Source organism: Paraburkholderia kirstenboschensis (assembly GCF_904848585.1).
In the GTDB taxonomy this organism is placed as follows: domain Bacteria; phylum Pseudomonadota; class Gammaproteobacteria; order Burkholderiales; family Burkholderiaceae; genus Paraburkholderia; species Paraburkholderia kirstenboschensis.
In genome coordinates, this window is record NZ_CAJHCR010000005.1 from 507,216 (window position 1) to 533,576 (window position 26,361).

At 61.7% G+C, this 26,361-nt stretch carries 26 protein-coding genes; 10 read left to right on the forward strand and 16 right to left on the reverse strand.

Annotated features, from left to right (window positions below):
* Window positions 1-20 precede the first annotated feature (20 nt).
* The gene (locus tag JMY24_RS17590) at window positions 21-581 is read right to left on the reverse strand and encodes a hypothetical protein (RefSeq protein WP_128596347.1); all 561 of its coding nucleotides are present in this window, start codon (window positions 579-581) and stop codon (window positions 21-23) included.
* A 634-nt stretch (window positions 582-1,215) separates the two neighbouring features.
* On the opposite strand from JMY24_RS17590, the gene JMY24_RS17595 reads away from it, so the two are divergent.
* From JMY24_RS17595 to JMY24_RS17605, 3 genes are all read left to right on the forward strand, one after another.
* Entirely contained in the window at window positions 1,216-2,367 is a 1,152-nt protein-coding gene (locus tag JMY24_RS17595) for a porin (protein WP_128596346.1), read from the forward strand.
* Window positions 2,368-2,707: 340 nt separating this feature from the next.
* Window positions 2,708-3,064, forward strand: a complete 357-nt coding sequence (locus JMY24_RS17600) for a sugar ABC transporter ATPase (protein WP_128596345.1) — start codon at window positions 2,708-2,710, stop codon at window positions 3,062-3,064.
* A gap of 166 nt (window positions 3,065-3,230) precedes the next feature.
* Window positions 3,231-3,749 (forward strand): metal-dependent hydrolase, encoded by a 519-nt coding sequence (locus JMY24_RS17605; protein ID WP_128596344.1) that lies wholly within the window; start codon window positions 3,231-3,233, stop codon window positions 3,747-3,749.
* A gap of 35 nt (window positions 3,750-3,784) precedes the next feature.
* Here JMY24_RS17605 and JMY24_RS17610 read toward each other — a convergent pair whose 3' ends face one another.
* The 3 genes from JMY24_RS17610 to JMY24_RS17620 form a co-directional block, all read right to left on the reverse strand.
* Window positions 3,785-4,645, reverse strand: a complete 861-nt coding sequence (locus tag JMY24_RS17610) for an AraC family transcriptional regulator (protein WP_201702533.1) — start codon at window positions 4,643-4,645, stop codon at window positions 3,785-3,787.
* Window positions 4,645-5,571 carry a serine O-acetyltransferase EpsC gene (gene epsC / locus JMY24_RS17615; RefSeq protein WP_128596343.1) on the reverse strand — a complete coding sequence of 309 codons (927 nt, stop codon included), beginning with the start codon at window positions 5,569-5,571 and terminating at the stop codon, window positions 4,645-4,647. Before epsC ends, JMY24_RS17610 begins: the two co-directional genes overlap by 1 nt.
* 110 nt (window positions 5,572-5,681) lie before the next feature.
* Complete coding sequence (locus JMY24_RS17620) at window positions 5,682-5,915, reverse strand: hypothetical protein (protein WP_027776289.1); 234 nt, start codon at window positions 5,913-5,915, stop codon at window positions 5,682-5,684.
* A gap of 268 nt (window positions 5,916-6,183) precedes the next feature.
* Between JMY24_RS17620 and JMY24_RS17625 the strand changes: the two genes are divergently transcribed.
* Window positions 6,184-6,636: a DUF3005 domain-containing protein gene (locus JMY24_RS17625; RefSeq protein ID WP_128586010.1), complete on the forward strand. Its 453-nt coding sequence runs from the start codon at window positions 6,184-6,186 to the stop codon at window positions 6,634-6,636.
* Window positions 6,637-6,843: 207 nt separating this feature from the next.
* Window positions 6,844-7,449, forward strand: a complete 606-nt coding sequence (locus JMY24_RS17630; RefSeq protein WP_128596342.1) for a short chain dehydrogenase — start codon at window positions 6,844-6,846, stop codon at window positions 7,447-7,449.
* Window positions 7,450-7,480: 31 nt separating this feature from the next.
* On the opposite strand, the gene JMY24_RS17635 is transcribed toward JMY24_RS17630, so the two are convergent.
* The 6 genes from JMY24_RS17635 to JMY24_RS17660 form a co-directional block, all read right to left on the reverse strand.
* A complete protein-coding gene (locus tag JMY24_RS17635; protein WP_128586011.1) occupies window positions 7,481-8,407 on the reverse strand; it encodes an ABC transporter permease in 927 nt (308 codons plus the stop codon).
* Window positions 8,407-9,294 carry an ABC transporter permease gene (locus JMY24_RS17640; RefSeq protein ID WP_128586012.1) on the reverse strand — a complete coding sequence of 296 codons (888 nt, stop codon included), beginning with the start codon at window positions 9,292-9,294 and terminating at the stop codon, window positions 8,407-8,409. The genes JMY24_RS17635 and JMY24_RS17640 overlap by 1 nt, the downstream gene beginning before the upstream one ends.
* Window positions 9,291-10,370 carry an ABC transporter ATP-binding protein gene (locus tag JMY24_RS17645; RefSeq protein ID WP_128596341.1) on the reverse strand — a complete coding sequence of 360 codons (1,080 nt, stop codon included), beginning with the start codon at window positions 10,368-10,370 and terminating at the stop codon, window positions 9,291-9,293. Before JMY24_RS17645 ends, JMY24_RS17640 begins: the two co-directional genes overlap by 4 nt.
* 75 nt (window positions 10,371-10,445) lie before the next feature.
* Window positions 10,446-11,615, reverse strand: a complete 1,170-nt coding sequence (locus JMY24_RS17650; protein ID WP_128587624.1) for an extracellular solute-binding protein — start codon at window positions 11,613-11,615, stop codon at window positions 10,446-10,448.
* A gap of 268 nt (window positions 11,616-11,883) precedes the next feature.
* Window positions 11,884-12,822 (reverse strand): SMP-30/gluconolactonase/LRE family protein, encoded by a 939-nt coding sequence (locus tag JMY24_RS17655; protein WP_128596340.1) that lies wholly within the window; start codon window positions 12,820-12,822, stop codon window positions 11,884-11,886.
* 7 nt (window positions 12,823-12,829) lie between these two features.
* Window positions 12,830-13,783, reverse strand: coding sequence for a dihydrodipicolinate synthase family protein (locus JMY24_RS17660; protein ID WP_128596339.1), 954 nt, complete (start codon window positions 13,781-13,783; stop codon window positions 12,830-12,832).
* Between the two features lie 555 nt (window positions 13,784-14,338).
* Here JMY24_RS17660 and JMY24_RS17665 point away from each other — a divergent pair.
* Window positions 14,339-15,043: a helix-turn-helix transcriptional regulator gene (locus JMY24_RS17665; protein ID WP_128596351.1), complete on the forward strand. Its 705-nt coding sequence runs from the start codon at window positions 14,339-14,341 to the stop codon at window positions 15,041-15,043.
* Here JMY24_RS17665 and JMY24_RS17670 read toward each other — a convergent pair.
* Entirely contained in the window at window positions 15,027-15,344 is a 318-nt protein-coding gene (locus tag JMY24_RS17670; RefSeq protein WP_020066662.1) for a helix-turn-helix domain-containing protein, read from the reverse strand. The two genes, JMY24_RS17665 and JMY24_RS17670, sit on opposite strands and share 17 nt — an antisense overlap.
* A 153-nt stretch (window positions 15,345-15,497) precedes the next feature.
* Here JMY24_RS17670 and JMY24_RS17675 point away from each other — a divergent pair, with 153 nt between their 5' ends.
* Complete coding sequence (locus JMY24_RS17675; protein WP_128596338.1) at window positions 15,498-16,091, forward strand: acyl-homoserine-lactone synthase; 594 nt, start codon at window positions 15,498-15,500, stop codon at window positions 16,089-16,091.
* A gap of 104 nt (window positions 16,092-16,195) precedes the next feature.
* Here the strand turns inward: JMY24_RS17675 and JMY24_RS17680 are convergent, their stop codons facing one another.
* The gene (locus tag JMY24_RS17680; RefSeq protein ID WP_128596337.1) at window positions 16,196-16,885 is read right to left on the reverse strand and encodes a FadR/GntR family transcriptional regulator; all 690 of its coding nucleotides are present in this window, start codon (window positions 16,883-16,885) and stop codon (window positions 16,196-16,198) included.
* Window positions 16,886-17,118: 233 nt separating this feature from the next.
* On the opposite strand from JMY24_RS17680, the gene JMY24_RS17685 reads away from it, so the two are divergent.
* On the forward strand, window positions 17,119-17,598 hold the full coding sequence (locus tag JMY24_RS17685; RefSeq protein ID WP_128587614.1) for a universal stress protein: 480 nt from the start codon (window positions 17,119-17,121) through the stop codon (window positions 17,596-17,598).
* Window positions 17,599-17,659: 61 nt separating this feature from the next.
* Here JMY24_RS17685 and JMY24_RS17690 read toward each other — a convergent pair whose 3' ends face one another.
* The 3 genes from JMY24_RS17690 to JMY24_RS17700 form a co-directional block, all read right to left on the reverse strand.
* Window positions 17,660-18,049, reverse strand: coding sequence for a response regulator (locus tag JMY24_RS17690; RefSeq protein WP_128596336.1), 390 nt, complete (start codon window positions 18,047-18,049; stop codon window positions 17,660-17,662).
* 229 nt (window positions 18,050-18,278) lie between these two features.
* A complete protein-coding gene (locus JMY24_RS17695; RefSeq protein WP_128596335.1) occupies window positions 18,279-20,873 on the reverse strand; it encodes a 2-oxoglutarate dehydrogenase E1 component in 2,595 nt (864 codons plus the stop codon).
* A gap of 228 nt (window positions 20,874-21,101) precedes the next feature.
* Window positions 21,102-22,760 carry a methyl-accepting chemotaxis protein gene (locus JMY24_RS17700; protein WP_128596334.1) on the reverse strand — a complete coding sequence of 553 codons (1,659 nt, stop codon included), beginning with the start codon at window positions 22,758-22,760 and terminating at the stop codon, window positions 21,102-21,104.
* Window positions 22,761-23,380: 620 nt separating this feature from the next.
* Here JMY24_RS17700 and JMY24_RS17705 point away from each other — a divergent pair.
* Together JMY24_RS17705 and JMY24_RS17710 are read left to right on the forward strand one after the other, a co-directional pair.
* Window positions 23,381-24,037, forward strand: coding sequence for a helix-turn-helix domain-containing protein (locus tag JMY24_RS17705; protein ID WP_128592652.1), 657 nt, complete (start codon window positions 23,381-23,383; stop codon window positions 24,035-24,037).
* 136 nt (window positions 24,038-24,173) lie between these two features.
* On the forward strand, window positions 24,174-25,463 hold the full coding sequence (locus JMY24_RS17710) for an SUMF1/EgtB/PvdO family nonheme iron enzyme (RefSeq protein WP_201702541.1): 1,290 nt from the start codon (window positions 24,174-24,176) through the stop codon (window positions 25,461-25,463).
* Between the two features lie 214 nt (window positions 25,464-25,677).
* Here JMY24_RS17710 and JMY24_RS17715 read toward each other — a convergent pair.
* A partial coding sequence (locus JMY24_RS17715; protein ID WP_236597433.1) for a MarR family winged helix-turn-helix transcriptional regulator occupies window positions 25,678-26,361 on the reverse strand: 684 nt, incomplete at its 5' end.

The following is a 26,361-nucleotide window of genomic DNA, read 5'->3' on the forward strand; positions in this document are numbered from 1 at the left end:
AACCACGTTAAGAGCTGGACTCAGCCGGGACGCCGGAAGTCATTCTCGACCCATGCTGAAGCGCTCGCCTTGCTAAGCTTGAAATTAGGCGCGACCTGCACTTGCGCGAGTTGCTCGCCGAATGTGTCGAGCGCGGTCAACAGCGCGTACGGTTCATCCTCATCCGGCACGATATCTAGCGTGATGTCGAGCTCGTTGTTGCCGTCCGCGCTCGACACACGCACTTCCTTGTGAAGTTGCGCGCGCAACTGCTGCTCATGCCGGCGCAGCACTTCAGACGCGGTTTTCACGAGCGTATTGAACGCGCCCGTGTCGAGCGGCTTCGGGTCTTTCTTGTTGCGACCCATTGTCCATGGGCCGACAAGCGCGGGCTCCGCTTCGCCGTCCTTGATCATTTCGACAGCCCAGCCTTCGTCGTCTTCGTTCTTGATGACGCGCGCGGTCCAGCCGTCGTCGCGCCAAAGACGCGCTTCGTGCAGCGTTTCGGGCTCGCTTTCGATCTGCGTGGTATCGGGTGCGGACGCGCCTTCCGTCGTGGGTTCAGCAGCTTGGTCGGACGAGGGAAGGGTTGGGTCGGTCATTACAGGTTCACTCACTATCGCTGGGCTTGAAACACATATCGAGCATGCAATTCTACCCGCCTCCGGCGCGCCGAACGCCGCGCTCTGACGAACGGACAAGTCCTGGCGGTCATTTCGCGCGTGGAAATAGTGCATTTCGCCGTTTAAACGGAACTTATAAAGCCATTATAAAAATGGCGAAAAAACAGCCTGAAAGCAGCGTAAAAAATTTGATAAGACGCGCCCTTTGATGAAGGCAAACAGATATCAGATCTGGCGACGAACCGAATAGAGTCCCAGACGACAAATGCTTTATTGCGTGAATCGCAGGCAATTCGACCTTACGCCGGCAGCCTCAGCAAAGGTTCTGCAATAAGGCACTTTGAAAGCCGTAGCGCGCCGGCAACAACGGGATAACATGGAATGCGTCGCCCTATTCGCGCGCGTTGCCAATTCCTCTTTATTTGTGCGCACTTACGCCATTCGAATATCTTCATTACGAATTCTGGAAATGACTGTTGCGACATTCGCTCAATTGAATAAGCGAATAGCGGGAATACACTTCGCAGCGGATCGTCACGTGGCCGACGCTATCTGCGCAGTCCACGGCGTCAACCGAATGCGATTCTCGATGCATTGTCCCTGGAGTCATGAAATGAAAAGAACCCTCATCGCAGCAGGTCTCATGGGCGCATTCGCGCTCAACGCACACGCACAAAGTAGCGTCACGTTGTACGGCATGCTCGACGCCGGCCTCGTGTATTCGAACAATCAGGGCGGCCACAGCAACTGGCAGCAAGGTAGCGGTTCGGTGTCGAACACGTACTTCGGCTTGCGCGGCAGCGAAGACCTGGGCGGCGGTCTGCACGCCATCTTCACGTTGGAGAGCGGCTTCAATCTGAACAACGGCCAGTTCTCCGAAGGCAACACGATTTTCAACCGCCAGGCTTTCGTCGGCTTGAAGAGCGACCAGTACGGTACGCTGACGCTCGGCCGTCAATACGATTCCGTGGTCGACTATCTCGCGCCGCTGTCCGAAGCGGGCGCGGGCTACGGCAACAATCTCGCGGCCCACCCGTTCGACAACGACAACCTGGACAACTCGTTCTCGATCAAGAACGCGGTCAAGTACACGAGCGCGAATTATGCGGGCCTGAAGTTCGGCGGCCTGTACGGCTTCAGCAATTCGGCTGGCCAGTTCTCGAACAATCGCGCATGGAGCGCGGGCGCTTCGTATGACAATGGCCCGCTGAGCGTCGCGGCGGCTTATCTGCAACTGAACAAGTCGGGCAGCTCCAATCTGAGCGGCGCCGTCTCGCAAGGCGACGGCACTGCGCAGATCGCGGCCAACCTGCAGCGCACCTATGGTGCGGGCATCAACTACACATACGGTCCGGCAACGGCGGGCTTCGTGTACACGCATACGCAACTGGACGGCATCACCGGCATCGACGTCGGCGGCGCGACGCTGCCAGGCATTGCCGGCACCAACCTGCACCTGGACAACTACGAAGTGAACGGCCGCTACGCGCTGACGCCGGCAATGAGCCTCGCGGCTTCGTACACGTTCACGGACGGCAAGATGTCGGGCTCGAACGGCTCGGGCGATCCGAAATGGCATACGGTCTCGCTGCAAGGCGACTACTCGCTGAGCAAGCGTACCGACGTCTACGTCGAAGGCGTGTATCAGCATGCATCGGGCGAACTCGGCAACTTTGGCTCGAACGTGGCGGCGATCAATACGCTCGCGCCGTCGTCCACTGGTAATCAGGTTGCGGCGGCTGTCGGATTGCGTCACCGTTTCTAAATCTCCACGCAGTGCTTGCAGCGCGAGCCTACCGATTCGCGCTGCCTCCGACCCGCCCGTGACACGATCACGTCGCGGGTTTTTTCATGGACGCAACGTTTCAGCTTGTAACGAAAGTGACGGCGCGAGCGCGTGCTCGGTATACTCGGGCGTCCGCATTTTTCTTCGCGATGGAGCGTGTTCGCTGCGTGTGGTTTCGGCGAGAGCGCAACGCGAGTGAAGGCGGCTTTGTCGCGAAGCATCGCATTGCGTCGATCGCTCTATGGCTCGGTGCATTGACCGCGCTATGCTTCGCCCGCACAAGATTCCCGAAATGACCGGGGGCGCCGACGACCTCACCATGAAACGAACTTTCCTGCTTGCTCCTGCCGCCGTGGCGATCGCCACCCTCGCGGCTTGCGGTTCCTCCAACGGCCCTGCCGCACGCGACGCGTCGCAGCCCATGATCTACGTGTCGTCGCAACGCGCTCCCGCGTACATTGCCAGTTGCCTGGAAAGCCGCTTGTCGAGAGTTCGCCTGTCGCGAGTGGGCAGCGCGACCGAGATCGCGGTCGGCTCAGACTCGAACAATTCATACTTCGTCACGCTGACGCCGTCGAACGCGGGCTCGGTGATCAAGGTGATGCATCCGGCCAACGCGCCCGACGATCCGCCGGAACCAGAAATGCGCTTCAATATTGCACGCTGTGCGACCTGATCGTTGCAACTGGCACGCGAGTGGTTCGCGTTGAATGCACCTTTGATTAATGCCTGACATACGATGCCGGGACACGTTTTTATCGACGTCCCGGCTATTTTTTGCGCGTCTATCCGCGAACATAGCCGCCCTCTTCTTCATGCGGCGCGCTGCGTCGTGAATTCCGATGGCATCCAGCAAAGCACATCACGCAACCGGTTTCGCGGCGGGCGTCATTGCGGCGGCGGTTGTCGCGCGCATCGGCGGCAGTCACGACGGCGCGTTTTATATCGGCGTACTAATGAGCTTTATCGCGGGCGTAGCGGGAAGCACGGCGCCTGACTGGCTCGAAGTCGCGTGGTGGTCGCGCGCACGCCGGTTGTGGATCGCGCATCGCACGTTGACGCATTGGGGCGTTGGCTGGATCGCGCTGCTCGCGGTTTCGTACTGGGAACTCGGGCATTCGATCTACGCAGCGCCCGCGTTCGGCTTCGCATGCGGCGGCCTGATGCATCTGCTCGCCGACTGGCCCAACCCGCTCGGTGTGCCGTGGATCGCCGGGCGGCATTCGTTGAATCTATGGAATAGCGGACATTGCGACCTGATCGTGGTCGCGGCTTCGTGGGCGGCGGCCTGGTTTGTCGGTCGGCATGTCGGATTGCCCGGCATGCACGGACTAGATGTGTGGCAGCACCTGCGCTTGTGAATCCCGCGTTGATTTTGGCGCAGCGTGAGTTCGCGTCAACGCATCGCCGCAGCGTAGTTCGCGGGCGTGACGCCAAGCAGGCGCACAAAAGCCCTCGTCATGTGACTCTGATCGGCAAAGCCCGCAGCGGCGGCCGCGTCGGCGAGCGACGCGCCGCGCGCTATCCATTGCCGCGCCAGCACCACGCGCCGCTGCATCCGATATGCGTGCGGCGGCAAGCCAATTTCATGCGCGAACGCTCGCAGCAACTGGAAGCGGCTCATGCGGGCTTCGCCGGCGAGATCGGCGAGTGTGAGCGGCGCTGACGGATCGTCGTCGATGCGCGCTTTCGCACGCGCAATCGGTCCCGCGGGACGCGACGATAAAGCGTGCGTTTGATTGCTTGCCTGCCGGGTTGCCTGCCTGGTTGCATGAACGTCAAGCAGATGCGCAAGCAGTTCGAGCAACGCCTGCTCACGCGCCAAGGCGTCGGGCGCACACGGCGCCTCTACCGCCACGGCGAATAATCGTTCGAAAAGATGTTTGAGTAGCGGGTCGTGCACCACGGGCTGCGTGAGTTCTATCTCGCGCGCCGCCGCGCCGCTCAGTTCGGCCGCCGCGCTCACCAGCATCGACGGCTCGAAATAGAGCATTCGCCACGCGCGGCCACGCTCGTCGAGCGGACTGCCGTCGTGCACTTCGCCGGGATTCACCATGATCGCGTCGTTGGCGCGCGCTTCGACCGGCCCGCGACCGCTCGCCGATTTATGCCCGCCGCTTAGAATCACACCGACGCCAAAGCGGTCATGCGAATGGCGAGGAAACGCATGCGCGGTTTGGGCCACCGTCGCCTCGACGCCTGCAATCGCGCAACGAGGCATGTGGACACGGCCACGCGATGCGTCGCGCTCGCGCATCAACGCCGCCCTTCTTCGCCCCGCTCGCCTTCGCGGACCTTGCCTTGCGACACGCTGCTGCCCGGCGGCACGCTATGCGTGAGCCACACATTGCCGCCGATCACCGAGCCGCGCCCAATCGTCACTCGTCCAAGGATCGTCGCGCCGGCGTAGATCACCACGTCGTCCTCGACGATTGGATGCCGCGCATTGCCCTTGATCAGCGCGCCGTCGATATCCGCGGCGAAGCTCTTCGCGCCGAGCGTCACCGCCTGATACACGCGCACGTGTTCGCCGATGATCGCCGTTTCGCCGATCACGACGCCCGTGCCGTGGTCGATGAAAAAGCTCGGACCGATCGTCGCGCCGGGGTGAATGTCGATGCCGGTTGCCGAGTGCGCGATCTCGTTGATGAAGCGCGCGAGCAACGGCACGCCGAGACGATGCAGCGCATGAGCAAGACGGTGATGCGTCATCGCCCATACGCCGGGATAGCAGAGCAGAATTTCGGTGATGTGCTGCGCGGCCGGGTCGCCCGTGAACGCCGCCTGAATGTCGCTGACGAGCAGCGCGCGAATGCCCGGCAACTGCGTGCCGAACTGGCGCGCAACTTCGAAGGCACGCTCGCGCAATTCCGTCTCCGGCGTTTGCGCGTGTTCCGGCAGAAACCGCAGCGCGCGGCGGATCTGTTCCGCGAGCAAACGCAATGTGCTTTCGAGAGTGTGTCCGACGTAGTAGTCGACGGTTTCGTCGGTCAGATCCGGCGCGCCATAGTGCGTGGGAAACAGCGCGGCGCGCAGCCCCGCGACGATGTTGACCACCGCTTCGCGCGACGGCAGTTCACGAATGCCGAGCGGATGCCGCGTACGGTGCAACTCTTCACGCGACGCACGCAGGTCCGCGACGATCTGTTCAAGGCCCCAGTTGTGGGAAGGCACATTAGGCATAGAAGGACAGCGCCGCGCGAGGAGCACGGTATCGAGTGATTGTCCCGAGAGATTACCGCGTTTTGCGGTGGCTCGCGCAGCGTTGCGCGCAAGGCAAACGCGAGGTGCGCTCAGATGGTCAGACTGCTCGCGTCGATCCAGCGCACCGCCCAGTCGCGCGCATGGGCGATTGCGGCGGCTTCGTCGCGAAAGCACAGATCGGTCGGGAAAAAGCGGTTGGCGACGAGTTCACCGTCGCTCGACCGCGAAATGACTACGTAAGGTTGCCAACTGCCGTCGCCGGCACGCGCCGGTGCGCAATTTAACAAATAGCCGCGATGTGTGAATGCAGCATCGAAGTGCATGTGTCACCCGCCCTGACGGCCCCGTAGAATGTTTTGAGTAAGCCCGCGCTCGTTGCACCGGTTGATAAACAGCGATGTGAATCTCGCGAGAACCCGCGAGAACCCAATTAAGCGCTCATGAAGAGCACGCTCCGCTCGCCGGAGTATGATCATACTCTGTAGAAAATGCGCGTTCATTAAAAAAAACGAAAGGCGCGCGCACGCAATCGCCTAGGTGAGGGAACGGAGCTTGCAGTTCTGAACCCGACTTCTTGAAAGGAGAATGCATATGAACACCCATATCGACAAGGCAGCAGACGCCAGCAAGCCAACTGGCCCGAGCGGGCCGCGTACCGCCGAATCGCACAATGACCGCTCACACGACAGCACGGTCGACACCGACGGCAAGAACCACGAAGCCGCGCGCATTGCGGGCCAGAGTCCCATCGCAGTCGACGAAATCACCACCAGCAACGCGTCGCTCGACAACAGCGTGCCGGAAGCGCTCGACGGCATGGCCGGATTCGATAGCCGCGTGGGCGGCAATCACCTGCTGCTCGCGCTCGAACCGGGCTACACGGTAATCGACAAAGGGATGTTCGAACCGCAGGCGCTCCATTCGACCGATGAACTGTTCGACTATTCGCGCCCCAGCGAAAACCGCCATCATCGCGGCCGCATTCATTACGCCCTTAATCATTTGCGACCCACACGCGTGATCGAAATAGAGCGCGTGAAATAATCTGTCGATTTGCACTTTCGTTTGAATCTGGACGAAGGCCGATTTGTCGGTGGATATCAAAGCGCGCATTGTTTAAATACATGCGCGTTTTTTATCGCCTGTCGTTGATTAGAAACCGACGGTTGCAAGACCTGCTCCCCGCTACGGCTTTTTGTGCTGTCCGACGCGGCGCACAATCGTTGCACATCAAACTCAATGGAGCGGCAAATGAAAAAGATCGTCGTGATCGGCGCCACGGGCACGCTGGGCCAGGCAGTCAGTGAGGCGCTGAAGGCTCGCCACGAAGTCATTGAAGTAGGCGCTACGCGCGGCCAGTATCAAGTGGACAGCACCGATCCAGCGAGCGTCGAGCGGCTCTTTCGCGAACTCGGCAAGGTGGATGGCGTCGTCACCGCGACAGGCAAACTGCATTTCGGCCCGCTCGAGCAAATGAGCAGCGAACAGTTCTGGGTCGGCCTGCGCGACAAACTCATGGGACAGATCAACGTCGTGCTGGCGGCGCAGAACTACGTGAACGACGGCGGCTCGTTCACGCTGACGAGCGGCATCGTCGGCGACGAGCCGATTCGCGAGGGCGCGAATGCGACGACCGTCAATCTCGCTCTCGAAGGTTTTGTGCGCGGCGCGGCGATCGAATTGCCACGCGGTATCCGCATCAATGTAGTGAGTCCGACTGTGCTGACCGAATCAATGGGCGCCTACGGGCCGTACTTTCGCGGCTTCGAGCCGGTCAGCGCGCAACGCGCCGCACAAGCGTATTTACGCAGCGTGGAAGGCGCGCAGACGGGCCGCGTCTATCGCGTCGGCTACTGAGCGCCCCACTTCGCGAGACGCATTGCGCCGCTCAACGCTTCTGTTCCTTCACGCGCGAGACGATCTGTGTGGGGCTCACGAACTGCAGCGCGATCAACACCCAGACCAGCGTGATCGCCATGTAGATCATCGCCATGGCGTCGATGGATTGCGGCGCGCGCACGCCGGTTGAAAACACCGCGTAGTACAACGCGACCACGAGCGTCTGCGTCGCGGGCCCTGCCGTGAAGAATGTCAGTTCGAACATGCCGATGGTGCGCACCAGCACCAGAAGCGCCGCGGCCAGCATGCCGGGCACGAGCAGGGGCAGCAGCACGTAGCGGAAATAACGGAACGTGTTCGCGCCGAAAATGCGCGCAGCCGCTTCGAGATTCGGATCGATCTGCTCGATGAACGGCGTCATCACGAGAATCACGAACGGCAGCGCGGGCACGAGATTCGCAAGTATCACGCCGCTCAGCGTGCCGGCGAGACCGATCTTGTACATCACGGTCGCCATCGGAATGCCGTACGTGACGGGCGGCACCATCAACGGCAAGAGGAAGATCAGCATCGCAATGCGCTTGCCGCGAAACTGCACGCGCGCGAGCGCATATGCCGCCGGCACGCCGAGCAGCACCGACAGCAGCACGACAGCGCCGACTACTTCGACCGTCACCCACAACACGCTCGCCAGCTGGAAATCGCTCCACGCCTGCGCATACCAATGCAGCGTGAAGCCCTGCGGAAGCAACGTGCCGAACCAGCGCGTCGCGATCGAATTGACCGCTACCGTGGCGATCAGCAGCACGACGTTGGCAAGGAAAAACACCATCGCGCCCCACACGATCACGCGCCACACGCGGCCCGGCACGCTCGCACGCTGCTTTACGCGCCTCGGCTCGCGTGCGTCGTCGCCCTGCTGTTTCGATTCGGACGCGGACCATGAAGCCGGCGCGCCGCCACGCTCGGTCGTCATCAGCCTTTGCCTCCAGTTGCAGGGCCGCTGTAGAAGAAGCGGCGCGCGCCAAGCATGGCCGCGACCACCACCAGTTGCACGAAGCCCATCACCATCGCAATCGCGGATGCGAGCGAATAGTCATAACTTTCGAAAGCGGCTTCCGCTGCGGCAATCGACATCACGCGAGTCGGCCCGGCGGGCGCGCCAAGCAGTACTGCCGATGGAAACACCGAAAACGCCTGCACGAACGAGAGGCAGGCGGCCATCGTCAAACCGGGCACCAGCAGCGGCAAATAGATGCGGCGAAACTGCTCCCAAGGACTTGCGCCAAGCGTCGCGGCGGCGCTCGCGAGCGTCGGGTCGATGCCGGTCACGTACGACAGCGTCAATAGAAACGCGAACGGAAATCCGGACACGATCAGCGAGATCAGCACGCCCCAGAAGTTATGCGTGAGCCGCACTTCGCTCGTATAGAGATGCATGCCTTGCAGTGCCTGCGGAAACCAGCCGTTGGGTCCGAAGTAAGTGAGCATGCCGTCGGCGATCAGCACCGTGCCGAGCGTGACAGGAATGACCAGTAACGTGGTCACGAACTTCTGATACCGCGAATGCCGGCGCAACGCGAATGCGACGGGCACCGACACACCAACGTTGATCAGCGTGGCCGGCACGGCCAACTTCAGCGTGACGATGATGGTGGGCCACATCGACGTGTCGGTGAAGAACGTCAGATAGTTGGCCCATGCACTGCCGCCGTTCATCGGCCGGAACGACAGCGCGAGACCGTACGCGAACGGATAGATGAACAACGCGACGATGAAGAGCAACGCCGGCGTGACGAGCCACGCCTTGCTATCGCGCTGCGCTGCTGGCGCGACAGGCGCTGACGGCATGGGCGTGCTCATGCCGCCTCTGCGTCATAGACGAGCGTGCGCGAAGGCGGCACACGCAAGCTGATATGTTGTCCCTCGACGAACTCGCCCGCGACGCGTGCCCACAAATCGCCGAACGCGGTCTTCACGCGCAGCAGCGAACTATTGCCGCCGTATTCGACGACGGTCACTAGCGCGTCGAACGCATTCTCGGCTCCGGGCGCCGTGCGTTCCATGTCCTCCGGGCGCAGCGCCACGCTTACACGCTTGCCGTTGAAGCCTGCCATCGGCGTGCCGATCAGACGCACACCGTTCGCACTCACCGCGACGCCTTCGCCTTGCATGCCTTCGAGCGTGAATTCAGCGACGTTGCGATAGCCCATGAAACGCGCGACATGCAGATTCTGCGGGCGCGTATAGACCTCTTTCGGCGTGGCGACCTGCTGCACGACGCCCTCTCTCATCACGACGATGCGGTCGGCCATCGAAAGCGCTTCGTCCTGGTCGTGCGTGACGTACAGCGTCGCGCGTTCGAGTTGGCTATGAATGCGGCGGATTTCAGCGCGCATCTCGATGCGCAACTTGGTGTCGAGATTCGACAGCGGCTCGTCCATCAGAATCAGCGGCGGCTCGATCACAATCGCGCGCGCAATCGCCACGCGCTGTTGCTGACCGCCCGACAGTTGGCCGGGCAGCTTGCGCTCATGGCCGACCAGTTGCACGAGTTGCAATGCCTCCCGCGCGCGCCGCATGATTTCGCTTTTGCCGACGCCGCGCATCTTCAGGCCGAAGCCGACGTTGTCGAGCACGCTCATATGCGGGAACAGCGCGTAGTTCTGAAACACCATGCCGAAGCCGCGCTTTTCCGGCGGCAACACATCGATACGCTTGTCATCGAGCCAGATGCCCCCTCCGCTCAGCGGCTGCAAACCGGCGATGCAGTTCAGCGCCGTCGACTTGCCGCAGCCTGAAGGCCCGAGCAACGCGATGAATTCGCCGCGCCGGATGTTCAGATCGAGCCCCTCCAGCGCGGCGATCGACTGGCCTTCCGCATTCGTGAAACTGCGGCTCACCGAGTCGAGCCGCAACTGTTCGAAGTGATGCTTCATGGCGGTTCCCTGATGCGCGTGACGCGTCACGCGCGAGTCGCACTCGCACGAGTGGGCGCGGCTATCCGGCCTCGGCTATTTCGTCTTTTGAGCGCCGACTTCCGTGTCCCATTTCCTGAAGGCGGCGACCATCGCGGCTGCATTGAGCGGCAACACGTGCGGGCGTTCCGCCAGCAGCTTCGCGTACTCGGGCCGCCCGTACTTCTTCAGGACTTCCTGGCTATGCGCGGGGGCCTGCTCGACGGTGACGCCCTTGATCGCCGGACCCGGATAGAAGTAACCGTCGTCGTAAGTCATGGCCTGCTGCGCGGGCTCGAGCATGAAATTCATCAGCTTGTAGAGCACGTCGAGCTTTTCCTTCGGTACGCCCTTGGGAACCACCATGTAGTGCGCGTCGTTCACCCACGTCATGTTGTCGAACGCCTGCACGCGGAAATCGGCAGGCACGATGCCGAGCGCGCGCGGATTGATGTCCCAGCCCGTTACCGTCAAGGTCATGTCGCGCGTGCCTTCGCCCAACTCCTTCATCACCGCGGACGTGCCGCCCGGATAGTAAGGAATGCATTCGTTCAGCTGCTTGAGGAAGGCCCAGGTCTTGTCCCAACCGTTGATGGGGTCTTGCGGATTCTTGTCGCCGAGCACATAGGGCAAGCCCATCAGGAACGTGCGGCCCGGTCCCGAGTTCGCGGGTCGCGCGTAGATCAGCTTGTCCGGATGCGCCTTGCACCATTGCAGCAGTTGCTCGGGCGTTTTCGGCGGATCGCTGACCTTGGCGGGGTTGTATTCGAGCAGCGGCCCGGCAGGCATATACGCGACCTCCAGACCGTAGCCTTGCGCCAGCTCCTGCATCTTGCGCGGGCCAGGCGCGTATTTGTCGAGCACGCCGGGGAATTGCGCCGCGTTGTCGGGCAGCAGTTTGGTCCACAGGTTCTGTTCGATGCCGGCTGCGAGTGCGTCGGTGCCGGTCAGTACCAGGTCGATGTCGGAGCGGCCGGCGCCCTGCATAGCCTTGATCTTGCCGGGCAATTGCGGGGCGGGCGCATTCGTGTAGGTGATATTCGCGACGAGGTTCGGGTACTTCGCTTTGAACGCCTCGAAGCCGGCGCGCGTAAGTTGGAGATCGCCGGCTACGTCGACGATATTGAGTGTGACCGGATCGGCCGCATGCGCAGCCGAGCCGAATGCGGCGCTCGCCGCGAGACATACCGACACCAGCCTGAGCGCCAACCTGTGCGGAACAGTCATTGCGTCTCCTCGCTTCTTGGTATGAAGTCCGCCGGTCGACTGCGCCGGGCGTCTCGTTCAACCACTGCAACATAGCGAAGCGGAACAGCCGATGTCAAGCAAATACTCTTGCTCGCGTTTTCCCCGACATGCTGGGCATTTTCGCCCGAAGGCCTTTGGCCTCAATGATTTGGCGCGCTTGTATAGGAGGGCAAACCCCGAGCCGCCCAACGTGCAATAAGCGCTTGTCAGGCAACTATCGCGGACCGCTCGCAGCCAAAGCCCGCGATCAACCGCCGGGTACGCCCTGCGTGTTCACATATAGCGAATAAAGGCCGTGGCTCGCCGCCATAAATAGCCGGTTGCGATGACGTCCGCCGAAGCACACGTTCGCGCAGCGCTCCGGCAACGCAATATGGCCGATCGGCTCGCCCTGCGGTGTAAAGACGCGCACGCCGTCGAGTTCGTCGGTGCCCATACCCCAACCGCACCACAAATTCCCGTGGACGTCGACGCGAAAGCCATCCGGCGTGCCGGGGCCCGCGTCGATCAGCACGCGGTTGTTCGACAGCGCGGCGCCGTTGCCGTCGACGTCGAAAGCGCGAATCTTGCGCGGCTCGCCTCGCGATTCGACGATATAGAGCACGGACTCGTCCGGCGAGAACGCAAGGCCGTTCGGTCCGAGAATGTCGTCGGCGACTACGCTCACCTCGCCTGACTGGGCGTCGATCCGGTACACGCACGCCGGCAGTTCCGACTCCTGCTGCTCGCCTTCGTAGAAGCCGTCTATGCCGAACGTCGGATCGCTGAACCAGATCGAACCATCCGATTTGACGACGACGTCGTTCGGCGAATTGAAACGCTTGCCGCGATAGCGATCGGCGAGCACGGTAATCGAGCCGTCGTATTCGGTGCGGGTAACCCGGCGCGTCAAATGCTCGCAACTCACGAGGCGGCCTTGCCGGTCGCGCGTATGGCCGTTGGCATTGTTCGACGACTGACGGAACGTGCTGACCGTGCCGCCCGCTTCGTCCCAACGCAGGATGCGGTCGTTGGGGATATCGCTCCACAGCAGATAGCGGCCGTCGCCGAACCAGACCGGCCCTTCCGACCAGCGCGCGCCTTGATACAGACACTCGACGGACGCTGATGCAAGCGTCAGCGACTTGAAGCGCGGATCGAGCACGCGCACGGAAGGATCGGGATAGCGTCGGCTGTGGTCGGTCATGCTGCCTCTATCTGGTTGGATTAATTGGTGCGGACACGCGCGCGTGTTCTCTTTCAAGCGCGAGCAACGCATGCGCCGCGTCGGCGATCTTCGCATGATGTTCGGGCGGCGTCGAACTGAGTAAAGGCAACATCGGCCCCATGTCGGCGATCTTCGAGAACGTGACCGCGTCGTGCAGCACCCGGATCAGCGAGATGTCGTCGCGCAAGGTTTCGAGCGGCAGGAAGGCGTCGTAAAGACGTTGTGCGGTGTCGCTGTCACCGGTTTTCGCAGCGTGCAGCAACGCCGTGACCATGTGAGGCGCAATACAGCCAGAGCCGGTTGTCCATGCCGCGAGGCCGAACTCGCGCAGATGCACGAGCGCCGGGCGCTCGCCCATGCCGGACACGATCTTGCCCGCCGGCACGTGTTGCAGCAAGCGCCGCAGGTAGGGATCGTCGGCGGGATTCTGGCGGACGATCGCATACTTCACCGCGAGCAGCGTGCCCCGCTCGACGAGGCGCGCCAGCGTCTCCACCTCCACATAGTCTTCGCTTTTGATGTACAGCGTGAGCGGGATGCCCGCCGCGTCGACAATCCGGGTAAGACCCGCTTCAACGCCCTCCGACGTCGTAAAGCCGGCGAGCGGCAGCACCATTGCCGTGCGATAGCGGGTCTGCGCGAGGATACGCGCCTGATCGAGCATCTTTCCGTAGTCCGGCCCGATTGCCGGGATCACGCGCGTGCCGGGGCCCGCGGCATCGGCCAGCAAATCGAGTAAATCGCGATACTTGCTGACGGCTGTGTGATAGAGGTTCGCGTTGCCGCCATAGAGCAGTGTGCGTACGCCGCCTGCTTCGATATGGCGGATCAGCGTGGCATTCTGGTCGGCGTCGAGTGCATGGTCTGCGCGGCGTGCCAGTGGCGGCACGGCCATGACCGAGGCCGCGAGTTCGCGGTCGTCAAACGGAGATTCGTTCATCAGGCGGACACCGGAGTAGAAGTAGCGTCTACGGTAGCATCCGCCCGGAAAAGTTGTCAAACAACTTTGTATCCGCGAATTGACAAACCGACGCGTCCGACAAAAATGTTGAGGCGCCTCGGGAGGCTTTTTGTATGACAATAGAAGAATAAGCGCCATTCGCGCTAAGCGGTGATTTACGCAGTAGAACCCAACAGGCCCAGTTAAGACAGGGCATGGCGAATGGAGTGGTTTTGCCTGTTTATTTGGCATTCGCGGAATGCGACGTGAGGGAAATGCATGAGCGAAGCCGAACCCCTTGCCGCTAGGGGATTACGGCGTTGTTCGCGGTATGCGTAAATTCCGGGAGGGTGAATGCCCGCGTCAGGTTTATTCACGCCCGGTTAAACGCGGGTTAAAGGCTGCGTATAGAGCGGACGGCCCCGCTTGCAAAACAATTTTTAGTGATAGATTGTCCGCACTAAAGCAGTCACACATAAAAACCTGCGCAAATAACCACAAAGGCTATTTGCGAGTCTGAGAGAGTGGAAATTGGCGCTACATTTTATCGAGCAGATGGCACCGCTACTGGACGCCGCCGACGAAGCGGAATGGTTTGGCGCGGTCGCGGGTCTCGCGGAGAGTTGGGGATTCGACCGGCTTCTGATCGCAATGCTTCCGCGCCCAACCATCAGGCTCGAAGACGCTTATATTCGCAGCACGTACGCACCCGCGTGGCGCCGTACCTACGACGAGCAGGGCCTCGTGCATATCGACCCAACGGTCGCACATTGCGCGACACGCTCCACGCCGCTAGTGTGGTCGCCGGAAATTTTCACGACCGCTCCGCAGCAGTCCATGTACGAAGAAGCGCGCGCCCACGGTTTGCGCGCCGGCGTGACACTGCCGATTCACGGCCCGAATCAGGAGGCCGGCATGATGTGCTTCGTGAACGACGCCAATCCGACGGACACCTTCTGGCGTCATATCGACGTGGTGTTGCCGAATCTGGTGCTACTGCGTGATCTCGTGATCGACACCAGTCAGCGCCATTTGCAAACGCACACGCAGACTTTATTGCCCAAGCTGACGCCGCGCGAACGCGAGTGCCTTCAATGGACCGCGCGCGGCAAATCCACGTGGGAGATTTCCCATATCCTGAACTGTTCGGAAGCCGTGGTGAACTTCCACATGAAGAACATCAGGACCAAACTCGGCGTGAATTCGCGACGCGCAGCAGCCGTGATCGCGACACAACTGGGGCTTATTGACCCGGGTTGAGCAATGCCGCGGCGTCGCGGCTGTGAAGCACCCGCTCGGCGCGGCCGAGGTCGGCGTCGGAAACGGTTTTCGTGAAGTACAGGCCCAGCAGGATTGAGACGGGCGCCGGGATTTCCGCACCGGACTCAAAGCGGCTGCCGCGCGACTGCGTGACGCCGAAGCGAGCCCAGAAGCGGCGCTGGCTTTCTTTTTTCTTTTTGCGGTACGCGATGATCAACACCCGGTCTACCGCCGTGGACGGCTCCGCCGAACGCGTTTGAAGACCGGTTTGCGGTTGCCAGTGATTGTCTAGATGTTCCATTTTGGTGTCCCGTCGGTTGAGTGCTGTTTCTGTCTCAAATTCTCCGATATCCGATAAGCATGCACACCTATCCAGGTAGATAGGTGGCGGAACGATTCAGAATGCATAAGTTTTCCTGCGTATTGGTTTCCCCAACACGTTCAGGAGAACGTCATGCAAACAGCGATCCGGATTGGAATGCGTCAAGAGTTCGACAACGAGGACATCAACGAGATGTACCGCCTGCGGGCACGGGTGTTTCACGGGCGGCTCGGCTGGGATATTCCGACCATAGCGGGCATGGAGATCGACGGCTACGATGCGCTCGGACCGCATTACATGCTGATCCAGGCCGACGACCGGCGCGTGCGCGGCTGCTGGCGTCTGATGCCGACCGAGGGGCCGAACATGCTGAAGGACACCTTTCCTCAGCTGCTGCATGGCGCTGCGGCGCCGGTCGGGCGGCATATCTGGGAACTGAGCCGCTTCGCGATCGACACCAGCGGCGAGGAGAAGTCGTTCGGCTTCGCCGACTTGACCATGCAGGCGATTCATGAGCTCGTGACCTTCGCTGACCGCATGGGCATCACGCGCTATGTGACGGTGACCACGACCCCGATCGAGCGGCTGTTGCGCAAGACCGGAATCGAGATTAGCCGCCTCGGCTCACCACTGCAGATCGGCGTGGAACGCGCGGTGGCGCTGGATATCGCGGTGAGTCCGAAGACCCGCACGGCGCTGTTTGGGCCGATCGCCGCAGCCGCTTAGCTACTCTTCGCTGCTCCGCTGCTCCGCTGCTCTCAGCTGGCCGGGCTTCACCGTGGTGGCCACGGCCGGTCAGACGGCGCACAGCGAGTCATGCGAAGCTTGCCTCACGAACCAAACATCCGTTCGAGCGCGTTTTCCAGGTGCGCTCGCATTGCCTGCCCCGCCGCCTGCGGGTCCTTGCGGCGGATCGCGTCGAGCACCGCCCGGTGTTCCGCCTGCACGAGACGCTGCCGCTCCACCGTTTTCACGAGCGACAGGTTGCGTGACAAATTCATGCTGAAGACGATCTGTTCCTCGATGAACGACATGACCGTGATGAAAAACGGGTTCTTCGACGCGCGCGCCACTGCCAGATGGAACATGAAGTCGTCTGACGCACCGATGCCGCGCGTCTCAATGATCCGTTCGAGCTGATTCCATGCATGCTCGATCGCGGCGATGTCGTCGGCGTCGGCCTTGAGCGCCGCGTGCTCAGCCGCGCCCGCCTCCGTGACAATGCGAAATTCATAGCAGCGGCGGATGTCGGACAGCGTTTCGAGCGGCGCGAAACGCCGCACGTCCGGGTCGGGCCGCCGCGCGACTGTCGTTCCCGACCCATGACGCGTCACGATGATGCCGTCGGCCCGCAGCCGGGCCAATGCCTCGCGCACCGTGGGCCGCGAGGTCGAGAAGCGTTCGGCGAGCGCATGCTCGGTAGGCAGCCGCTGCCCTTCCTTGTATTCGCCTTCGAGAATGCGATTCAGGATGTCGCCGTAGATTTTGTCGGGCAAGCCCGTCGTTTTTCGCTCATTCATCGGCCGGGCGCATGCAGCTTGTCAGAGTAGATCCCGATTGTAAGGCAAACCCGAGCGGCATTTGCCGCGCTTCGGACTCGCAGCATCGAGCAAAAAGCCGTCCGCGCGTCTTGGGGAACCGGCTACCGTCTTGCGAGAGCAACGTCAAAATTTGTGAACTGGTTGATTTACATCCTGGCTGAAGCAGAGTTTCTGAACGATCATTAAAGCTCGCAACCTGACCTGGAGCGGAAATGTACACACGCATTCTTGTAGCGGTCGACGGCAGCCAGACTTCTCGCCGTGCTTTCGAGGCAGCGCTCGCGCTTGCAAGATCAAACGGCGCTGTCTTGCAGCCCCTGTACGTCGTCGAAAATACGCCAATGTATTTCGAGGCGCCGGGCTATGACCCTTCAATACTTCGCAATCGTCTCATCGAACAAGGGAAGGAACTCGGCGAGGAGTTCGCGCGCGAAATGGACGCGCAAGGTGTAAAGGGAGAGATCGTCGTCACCGAAGCGCCGTCGCTCGACGACGTTTCCACGGCCGTGCTGAAAGCCGCCGCCGACTTCAATGCGGACCTGCTCGTCATGGGCACGCACGGCCGGCGCGGATTTCAGCGCCTGATTCTCGGCAGCGTCGCGGAGCGTTGTGTGCGCCAGGCTCGCTTGCCGGTGCTGCTGATCCCGTCCGCGGCAAGCAAAGCATCCGACGACGCGCAAACGCGAGACTGACGCCGCGAGCGCCACGCCAGCGCGCAACCGGGACTTTGGGAAGCCGGGGGCGCGATCGATGCTACGTCGGTCCGCCTCGCTGCAATGCGCGATGACTGACGTGGTCTTCGAGCAGGCGCCGCATGGTGGCCAGCAACGTGGGGCCGTCCACCGGCTTGCGCAGAAACCCGTCGAAGCTGACGAAGGCGGGAGGACTCGGCTCTCCCGAAACGAGTATGAAAGCGACGTCGGCGAGCCCGGGCAGTGTGCGCAACCGGTGACACAGCTCACTGCCCGACATGGTCGGCATGCGCCAGTCGGCCACCACGACGTCGACGGGCGAAGCCATGAACTGAGTTAGCGCCGACTTACCGTCCAGCGCAGTTTTTACTTCGTAGCCCTCGGCGGAGCAGATCGCGCTCCATGCGTCCAACGCCTCGGCGTCGTCATCTACCAACAATACTGTTGCCATGTGCAATTGTCCTATCGCTTCGACGAACTGCTTCGCAACGTGCATGCCAACGTGCGCTACTCAGTTCGCGCCAATCGGCTTACGCGCCGCAAATATGAATGCGAAGCGGGAAACGGCGAGGCGGTCGCGTTGCAGCATGGGCATTGCCGCGCACGATAACCTCGCCTATTGCTGTTAACAATAGCAACTCAATTGCAACCCGGTGGGCAAACTGCTTGACGGCGCAACTTCAGGCGCGTGCCAATGCGGCCACCACCAGGCGCTGCTGCTCTACGCGATGCGCGCGTATAGACGAATCCGCGCCCGATGGACTCTCGCGCCGGCATACGTCGAACACGCGGCAGTTCGCCGGAACCGCTCCCTCTATGTCATCGCGCACGAAATGCCATGCGCCATGCTTCTTTTCCTCTTCCTGGGCCCAGACCGCCTCCGCAAGGTTCGGATAAGCAGCAAGCGCAAGGGCAAGCTCGCTCGCCGGGAACGGGTACAACTGTTCGATGCGGACAAGCGCAGTCTGTGTGTCGCCGGAAGCATCGCGCGCCGCCTGCAAGTCGTAGAAAAACTTGCCGCTGCACAGCACGACGCGCGTCACGTCTTCGGGCGAAGCCGCACCACTGTCTTGCAGCACCGGAGCAAATGCACCGCCGATCAACTCGCCGACAGGCGAATGCGAGCGCACATTGCCATGGAGCTGCCCCTTCGGCGACATCACGACAAGCGGCTTCGGCTCGACGCTCAGCGCCTGCTCGCGCAGCATGTGGAACCACTGCGATGACGTCGACGGCATCACGACCTTCATGTTTCCGCCTGCGCACAGTTGCAGGAAGCGGCTGAGATACGCGCTCGAATGCTCGGGACCGACACCTTCATGACCATGCGGCAGCAGCATCGTCAGTCCGGACGATTGGCCCCATTTGTACTCCCCCGCGGCGATGTATTGATCGATGATCACTTGCGCGCCGTTCACGAAGTCGCCGAACTGCGCCTCCCAGATAGCGAGGTGCGAGGTGGACTGAACGCTATAGCCGTATTCGAAACCCAGCACGGCTTCCTCGGTCAGCGGCGAATTGATGATGTCGAACTCACCCTGATGCACACCGAGATTTTGCAGCGGCACATGAGGCTCGGTCGCATCGGAAGTCGCGCCCTGCGAGTGCCACACTGCATGCCGATGCATGAAGGTGCCGCGGCCCACGTCCATGCCGGAGATGCGCACACTGTGCCCGTCGTCGAGCAGACTTGCGTAAGCGAGGTTTTCGGCGAAGCACCAGTCGGCCGTGGCTGTTTCCGCTTCTACGCTCTTGTGCCACTTCGCCGTGATGTCGCGCACGAAGTCATGTAGCCGCAGCCCGGGCGGCGTGCGAGTCAACGCCGCGGTAAGCGACTGCACGCGGGCAAGCGACAACGGCCGCGTGCGCTTCGTGCGCTTCGAGCCGTTCTCGCGCTCGGGGCGCTGCCGCGACGACGTTTGGGTGGGCGGCGTCAGAAGGTCTCTCAATGCATCGGCGCGCAACACGTCGAGTGGTGTTTCCTCGCCGATGGCCGAGTGATAAAGCTCGGTGACGGTCTGATGCGCCGAGATTGACGCTTGCTGCGACGGCTGCGTCAGCGCAGGAATATCGTGCTCCGAGTGACCCAGGCGCCGATATCCGATCAGATCGATCACGACGTCGGCTTCGTACTCCATGCGGTACTGCAATGCGAGCTTCGCGGCGCGCAGGACCTCGTCGGGACGGTCTGCGTTCACACGAATCACGGGCGCGTCGATCATTCGCGCGACGTCCGTGCAATAGGAATGCCCTTCGGCGTCCATGCGGTTCAGCGTCGTGAAGCCGATCTGATTGTTCACGATAACGTGGACCGTGCCGCCCAACGCGTAACCGTCCTTGCGCGTCATGTTCAACGTTTCCATCACGATGCCCTGGCCCGCGAATGCCGCATCGCCATGCACGACTACCGGCAGGCATCCAAAGCCGCGATGCTCGTCCTGGTATGCACGCGCCATCCCGCTCACCACCGGATACACGCTTTGCAGATGCGACGGATTGTGCGCAAGGAACATCGCGACGTCGCCGTCGGGCGTCTGTCTGACGGTGCTGCCGCCCAGGTGATAAGGCAGATCGCGCTGCATGGCTGCGACATCGGAAGCGGGATCGAGGCAATCGACGAGCTTCGCCGGATCGAAGCCCATCACATTGACGAGCACGTTGAGGCGCCCCCGATGCGGCATGCCCGCGAACACCTGCTGAACGCCTTGAGCGGCGGCGTGATCGACGATCGCTTCGAGAAGCGGCACGAGGCTCTCGCAACCTTCGAGCGAAAAGCGCTTTGCATGCTCGAAAACCGCCGCCACATGACGCTCCCACATTTCCGCGGCAATCAGGCGGCGCAACAGAGCGCGGCGCTGCTCGCGGGCGGGCAACGGCGCAAGCTGTTCCGACTTGAGCATTGCGGATAAACGCGCACGGCGCTGCGGATCGCGAATACCAGTGAGATCGAGGCCGATTGCGCCGCAATAGATGCGCCTCAGCTGCCGCTCCAGTTCATGCACCGCAGCCGATGGCGGCAGCAGCGGATTCTCGGCGCCGATCGGCTGCGCCGGGTCCAGCCCATGAAACACAGGGTCGAGCTCAGGCACTTCGGGCACGGGCGTGAGGCGCAGCGGGTCCAGCGACGCCTGACGATGGCCGTGTTGACGAAACGCGTCGATGAGGCGCCTGACCTGCAACGTCCGCGCTATCGGCGACAGGTCGCCTGCCTGTTCGATAACCGCGCTGGCCGGTGAGCGTGAAAGAACAATCGATTCGGAAGAGACGTGGGACATGTTTGATAGCGTGCGGAAGAAACCGTTAGTCGGATTTCGCTGTCCGCATGGGGATGCTCGGGGCGCAAGCCCTCGACGGCAACATGACAGTTGGCCGCGATTTTCGGCAGACAGCGAAACGGAAAGGAACGCGATGCGGATACGGGCTTGCAGAGCGCTCGGTCTTCTGTTGTTATCGATCCGGTCCGCGCGACCGGCTCGTGTCTCCGTCCGTTGTCCGCCTGGCTTCTACTGCGGTGACATGCTCGCGTTGAGCCACGCGCCTGACGCGCCGGCCTCGCTCGTGCCGTTCGTGCGATGTGCGTGCGGTTGGTTCGCGGCGCGCCGTTGCTTCGCCGTGTCGCCGTTCAGCTTGAACGTGCTGACCGTATCGGTGAGCTGTTGCGCCTGGTCCTGCAAGGCCTGCGCCGCAGCGGCGCTTTGCTCGACGAGCGCGGCGTTTTCCTGCGTCACCTTGTCCATCTGCGTGACCGCATGGTTGATCTGCTCGATGCCTTCGCTTTGTTCCTTGCTGGAGGAGCTGATCTCCGCGACGATCTCCGTCACGTGGCGAATGCTCTTGACGACTTCGCTGATGATCTGCCCCGCGTCCTCCACCATCTTGCCGCCGGTACCGACCTGATTCACCGAGTCGGCGATCAGCTCCTTGATTTCTTTCGCCGCGACGGCGCTGCGTTGCGCAAGCCCGCGCACTTCGCTCGCGACCACCGCGAAACCGCGGCCGTGCTCGCCGGCACGCGCCGCTTCGACGGCTGCGTTGAGCGCAAGAATGTTCGTCTGGAATGCGATGCCGTCGATCACGCCGATGATCTCGACGATCCTGCGCGACGATTCGTTGATCGCGCTCATCGTGCTCACGACCTGATTCACCGCGTTGCCGCCCTTCACCGCGACGTCCGAAGCACTCGACGCAAGCTGATTCGCTTCACGCGCGTTGTCGGCGTTCTGCTTGACCGTCGACGTGAGTTGCTCCATGGCAGCCGCGGTTTCTTCGAGCGAACTCGCCTGATGCTCCGTGCGGCTCGACAGGTCCATGTTGCCGCTCGCCACTTCGCGCGTTGCCTGGCTGATCGTGTCCGTGCCCTGGCGCACTTGCGCGACGATGCCGTGCAGATTTCCCGTCATGCGTTCGAGCGCGGTCAATAGGCGCCCCACTTCGTCGGTCGTATCGACATGCAGGTGATGTGTGAGGTCGCCCGCTGCGACCGCTTCCGCGAGACTCACCGCGCGGTTGATCGGCCGCGTAATGGTGCGCGTGATGAAGATGCCCGTGGCGATCGCGATCAGTGTCGCGATTAGTGCGAGCAGGATCATCTGGATCTTCGCGCGATGTGCTTCGCCAACCGCATCTGCCACGTCGCGCGCCATCCGCTCCGCCTGCACGTCGACCATCTTGTCCACGAGCAGGTAGTACGCATCCTGAAGCCGCGCCATGTCGCCCTGATAGACATCGCGCGCTTCCTGCTGCTGGTTCTTGCTTACCAGATCGAAGAAAGTTTTCACGCTCACGCCGTAGGTCGAGCGTGCGTCGAACTGCTGCTTGAACAACGCCTTCGTGTCATCGCTCGTCAGATGCTTTTCAAGTTCCCCGTAGGCTTGCGCATTGGCTTTGCGGATGGCCGCATAGTCGTCCATGTACTGCTTGGCCTTGTCCGGCGACGTAGTGAGCAGCAGATTGCTGAGAATGCCGTTCGCCTTGTAGCCGTTGCTCTTGATCTGATTGCTGAGCGCAATCAGCGTGTAGCGGTTACTGACGATCTCGTCCATCTTCGTGTTCGTGGACTCGAGATGCTCGATGCCCACGATAGCCGTGCCGACGAGCAGCGCGACCATCAGCGCGAAGGCGGAGCCGAGCCTAACCCCGATTTTCAAATTCGAAATCTTCATGTGTCTAATTCCTTGCCCTACCGCACGATAAAAGTTGTCGCGAAGCAGCCGGCGCTTCAGCGTGAAAGGATGCGCCCTGTCTCGAGGCGGTTCACTTCGATGACGTTTGAACCACCGGCGCGCGCCGACGCGGGCGCGTGTGATTCCGCCCCTTCTCGTTGCCGCCGCTTTCTTCAGACAATATGACGACACAATCCGCGAAACCTTGAGAGTTGGTCGCAAGAGAAAGTGAAAATTTCGCCAAACGTTTGCGTCGGCGTTGGAAAGGGCCTGTTGAGGCGAAAGGATGAGTGAGCGTCAGTGCCCGTCTGCGGAATGCGTGCGGACGCTTCAGACCCGCCGCCGAGGTCTGATATCGCTCAAGAGGCCTGAGGGCTGAAGCGCGTCATTTTGCCGCGAAACGGGGGACAGAGCCGGTGGGACAATCGGGGCATTCCCCTGGCATTGGCTCAGACATGCTTACTTCTACCGCTGTTGCACACTCCGCCGGCGCCGCCGACTCCGCTGTCCCCCCCGGCCCGGCCGTCAGTTCGCCGCCGTTGCAGCGCAGCCGCCGCGCCACGCCGCGGGCCGCCGCGCGCACCAGCACGCGCAGCGCCGCGCGCTGCTCCAGCTGTGCGATGCGTCAACTGTGCATGCCGCAAGGGTTGTCGCCCGACGAGTTGTCCAAGCTCGAAACGCTGATCTGCTCCGCGCGCTCGGTGCATCGCGGAGACGCGCTGTACCGCAGCGGCGACCGTTTCGACAATATCTATGCGGTGCGCTCCGGCTCGATGAAAACCGTCATGGCGCATCGGGACGGGCGCGAACAGGTCACCGGGCTGCGACTTGCGGGTGAAGCGCTCGGCCTCGACGGCATCAGCGACGACCGGCACGCATGCAGCGCCCTGGCGCTCGAGGACAGCACGGTGTGCATCGTTCCGTACACGGCGCTCAAGTCATTGTGCCGCGAAATCGGCTCGATGCAGGAACGCCTGCACAAAATGCTGGGCGAGCAGATCGTGCGTGAAGCGGCCCAGATGATGGTGCTCGGCTCGCTTTCGGCGGACGAACGAGTCGCCGCTTTCCTGCTCGACGTGTCCGAGCGCAATGCTCAACGCGGTTATTCCTGGGCCGAATTCAACCTGCGAATGACGCGCGAAGACATGGGCAGCTACCTCGGCATGACGCTCGAAACCGTGAGCCGCACCCTGTCAAGATTTCAAAAGCGCGGCCTGATCGACACGCAAGGAAAGCATATTCGCATCGTCGATCTGGACGGCTTGCGCCAGGTTTAAGCTCGACACGGGGGGCGCGGCCCGCGCGGCCGCGTCCTTTGCCACGATTTTTCGGCGGACCTTGCGCCTTGGCATGGCATCTGCAAGCGGGTACAGTCTTTGTTTAGTCCGTCCCCCCGCAAGGAGACCCGGCGAAATGAACCGCGACCCCGGTCCACATCATCCGCTCGTCCAGCGTCTGAACGACGCGCGTCAGGTTACCGACGCCCTCTTTTCCATCGTCAAGCCCGAGTTCCTGTACGAGCGGCCGATCCGTGAACGGCACCGGATCGTGTTCTATATCGGGCATCTCGAAGCTTTCGATCGTAATCTGTTCGACAAGCGCCTGTTCGATCTGCCCGCGTTCGATGCGCAACTCGATCAGCTATTCGCATTCGGTATCGACCCGGTAGACGGTGGTTTTCCGACCGATCAGCCTGGCGATTGGCCTTCGCTCGATACCGTGCGCCAGTACGGTTTGAATGCCCGCGGGCAGATCGACCGCGAACTGCGGGCGCTTACCGATTCCGCGCGAATCGATGCTTCGGGGCAATTGCTCAACGTGGCAATCGAGCATCGACTGATGCATGCGGAGACGCTTGCCTACATGCTTCACCAATTGCCGCTTGAGCAGAAAGTGACGGATCTGCGCGAGCCTGTCGTGACCGGTCCGGGGCGCGCGAACAGCCTGTCGCCGGTGGTCAGCGTGCCTGCCGGTTCGGCCGTGATCGGCATGCCGCGCGACGGCGGCCGCTTCGGCTGGGACAACGAGTTTGGTGAATTGCACGTCGACGTGCCGGCCTTCGAAATCGACCGCTATATGGTCACGAACGCCGCGTTTTGCGAGTTTATCGAAGCTGGCGGTTATCGCGAGCGAAAGTGGTGGTCGGAAGAAGATTGGGCCTGGAAGGAAGCCGAGCACATAGAACATCCCGCGTTCTGGTCGCGACGCGAGGCGAGCGGCCAACGCGGCGCATGGACGCTGCGCACGATGTTCGACGAAGTACCGCTTCCACCGGACTGGCCGGCGTACGTGAGCCACGCCGAGGCGAGCGCCTATGCGCGCTGGGCGGGGAAGGCGCTGCCGACAGAAGCGCAATGGCAGCGCGCGGCGCAGGGCGCGCCGCATGCCGGCTCGGGCAACTTCGACTTCCGCAGTTGGGACCCGCGTCCAGTCGACGCTTATCCGGACAATGTCAGCGCGTTCGGCGTGGAAGGCCAGTACGGCAACGGCTGGGAGTGGACTTCGACTTTGTTCGACGGGTTGCCGGGCTTCGAGCCGTTTCCGTTCTATCTGGGTTACTCGGCTAACTTCTTCGACGGCAAACATTACGTGCTGAAGGGCGGATCGGCGCGCACCGCACAGTGCATGTTACGACCGACATTTCGAAACTGGTTTCAGCCGCATTATCAGTACGTTTATGCGGGGTTTCGGTGCGTGAGTTGATGGCGAATTAAACACGCACACGTCCCACGTTGAGTACCTGCCCGCCTGGCGAGCGCATAGAAAACGCTCGACGGGGGGCGGGTACTCGCGCTCACGTTGGCGAGACAATCCATACGGTCTTCGCGCAGAGTCTTCCGTTTCGAAGCGTTTTGAAGCGGTTCGATGCGGCGAGGCAAATCAGGTCACGATAGCGCGCCGTCCATGACTTACCGGTCTAGTCGTTTCGTAGCACCAGTCGAGACTCTGTGCGAACCGTGCCTTCGTTCAGGTCATCATGCTTTTTCATGTCCCGCATCACACGAAAGAGATCGCGCATCGAATCGATATCAAGCAGCCTCGCGAACGTGAAGGTGTCCTCGTAGGCCCGCATCCAGGGGATCATCGCGGACGCCACAGCTTTTCGACCTTGTGCAGTCACGACTAGCTGACGTTTGCGTCGATCTCTTTCGTCGGTGTTCGTCGAGATAAGCCCGCGGCGAAGCAACGGTGCCAGATTGGCCGACATATTCGACCGGTCCATTTCCAGTTCCGCAGCCATATCGCCGAAAACCAGTGGCTCGCGCTGTTGCAGCAAGGCGAGCATGCAAAACTGGGAGGCGTTAACGTCCATATGTTGCAGCGCCTCGTCGAAATGGGTGCAGAAAGCTCGCATCGCGCGCTGCGCAAAAAAGTGGTTCAGTGCGACCGCGGAGATTGCTCCCAGATCAGAAGTCGACGACCCATGCTCTTGATTTTCCATATCCGCGTTTGACAGAAGGATTACGCGCCCGCTTGGCAATATTCCGATTGTGGGAGCAAAGTAGTAGTGTCGTACCTGAGCAAAGTACAGATGTCGTACCCCAAGGGTCTGTAGCGCATGCTGGTGCGGTTTTCCCGCCTGTGGAGACCGCCATGACGC

What these genes read in the sequence shown, in the direction of transcription:
- JMY24_RS17590 (WP_128596347.1), bottom strand. Translation starts at nt 581, where the DNA reads ATGACCGACCCAACCCTTCCCTCGTCCGACCAAGCTGCTGAACCCACG.
- JMY24_RS17595 (WP_128596346.1), top strand. Translation starts at nt 1,216, where the DNA reads ATGAAAAGAACCCTCATCGCAGCAGGTCTCATGGGCGCATTCGCGCTC.
- JMY24_RS17600 (WP_128596345.1), top strand. Translation starts at nt 2,708, where the DNA reads ATGAAACGAACTTTCCTGCTTGCTCCTGCCGCCGTGGCGATCGCCACC.
- JMY24_RS17605 (WP_128596344.1), top strand. Translation starts at nt 3,231, where the DNA reads ATGGCATCCAGCAAAGCACATCACGCAACCGGTTTCGCGGCGGGCGTC.
- JMY24_RS17610 (WP_201702533.1), bottom strand. Translation starts at nt 4,645, where the DNA reads ATGCGCGAGCGCGACGCATCGCGTGGCCGTGTCCACATGCCTCGTTGC.
- epsC (WP_128596343.1), bottom strand. Translation starts at nt 5,571, where the DNA reads ATGCCTAATGTGCCTTCCCACAACTGGGGCCTTGAACAGATCGTCGCG.
- JMY24_RS17620 (WP_027776289.1), bottom strand. Translation starts at nt 5,915, where the DNA reads ATGCACTTCGATGCTGCATTCACACATCGCGGCTATTTGTTAAATTGC.
- JMY24_RS17625 (WP_128586010.1), top strand. Translation starts at nt 6,184, where the DNA reads ATGAACACCCATATCGACAAGGCAGCAGACGCCAGCAAGCCAACTGGC.
- JMY24_RS17630 (WP_128596342.1), top strand. Translation starts at nt 6,844, where the DNA reads ATGAAAAAGATCGTCGTGATCGGCGCCACGGGCACGCTGGGCCAGGCA.
- JMY24_RS17635 (WP_128586011.1), bottom strand. Translation starts at nt 8,407, where the DNA reads ATGACGACCGAGCGTGGCGGCGCGCCGGCTTCATGGTCCGCGTCCGAA.
- JMY24_RS17640 (WP_128586012.1), bottom strand. Translation starts at nt 9,294, where the DNA reads ATGAGCACGCCCATGCCGTCAGCGCCTGTCGCGCCAGCAGCGCAGCGC.
- JMY24_RS17645 (WP_128596341.1), bottom strand. Translation starts at nt 10,370, where the DNA reads ATGAAGCATCACTTCGAACAGTTGCGGCTCGACTCGGTGAGCCGCAGT.
- JMY24_RS17650 (WP_128587624.1), bottom strand. Translation starts at nt 11,615, where the DNA reads ATGACTGTTCCGCACAGGTTGGCGCTCAGGCTGGTGTCGGTATGTCTC.
- JMY24_RS17655 (WP_128596340.1), bottom strand. Translation starts at nt 12,822, where the DNA reads ATGACCGACCACAGCCGACGCTATCCCGATCCTTCCGTGCGCGTGCTC.
- JMY24_RS17660 (WP_128596339.1), bottom strand. Translation starts at nt 13,783, where the DNA reads ATGAACGAATCTCCGTTTGACGACCGCGAACTCGCGGCCTCGGTCATG.
- JMY24_RS17665 (WP_128596351.1), top strand. Translation starts at nt 14,339, where the DNA reads ATGGCACCGCTACTGGACGCCGCCGACGAAGCGGAATGGTTTGGCGCG.
- JMY24_RS17670 (WP_020066662.1), bottom strand. Translation starts at nt 15,344, where the DNA reads ATGGAACATCTAGACAATCACTGGCAACCGCAAACCGGTCTTCAAACG.
- JMY24_RS17675 (WP_128596338.1), top strand. Translation starts at nt 15,498, where the DNA reads ATGCAAACAGCGATCCGGATTGGAATGCGTCAAGAGTTCGACAACGAG.
- JMY24_RS17680 (WP_128596337.1), bottom strand. Translation starts at nt 16,885, where the DNA reads ATGAATGAGCGAAAAACGACGGGCTTGCCCGACAAAATCTACGGCGAC.
- JMY24_RS17685 (WP_128587614.1), top strand. Translation starts at nt 17,119, where the DNA reads ATGTACACACGCATTCTTGTAGCGGTCGACGGCAGCCAGACTTCTCGC.
- JMY24_RS17690 (WP_128596336.1), bottom strand. Translation starts at nt 18,049, where the DNA reads ATGGCAACAGTATTGTTGGTAGATGACGACGCCGAGGCGTTGGACGCA.
- JMY24_RS17695 (WP_128596335.1), bottom strand. Translation starts at nt 20,873, where the DNA reads ATGTCCCACGTCTCTTCCGAATCGATTGTTCTTTCACGCTCACCGGCC.
- JMY24_RS17700 (WP_128596334.1), bottom strand. Translation starts at nt 22,760, where the DNA reads ATGAAGATTTCGAATTTGAAAATCGGGGTTAGGCTCGGCTCCGCCTTC.
- JMY24_RS17705 (WP_128592652.1), top strand. Translation starts at nt 23,381, where the DNA reads ATGCGTCAACTGTGCATGCCGCAAGGGTTGTCGCCCGACGAGTTGTCC.
- JMY24_RS17710 (WP_201702541.1), top strand. Translation starts at nt 24,174, where the DNA reads ATGAACCGCGACCCCGGTCCACATCATCCGCTCGTCCAGCGTCTGAAC.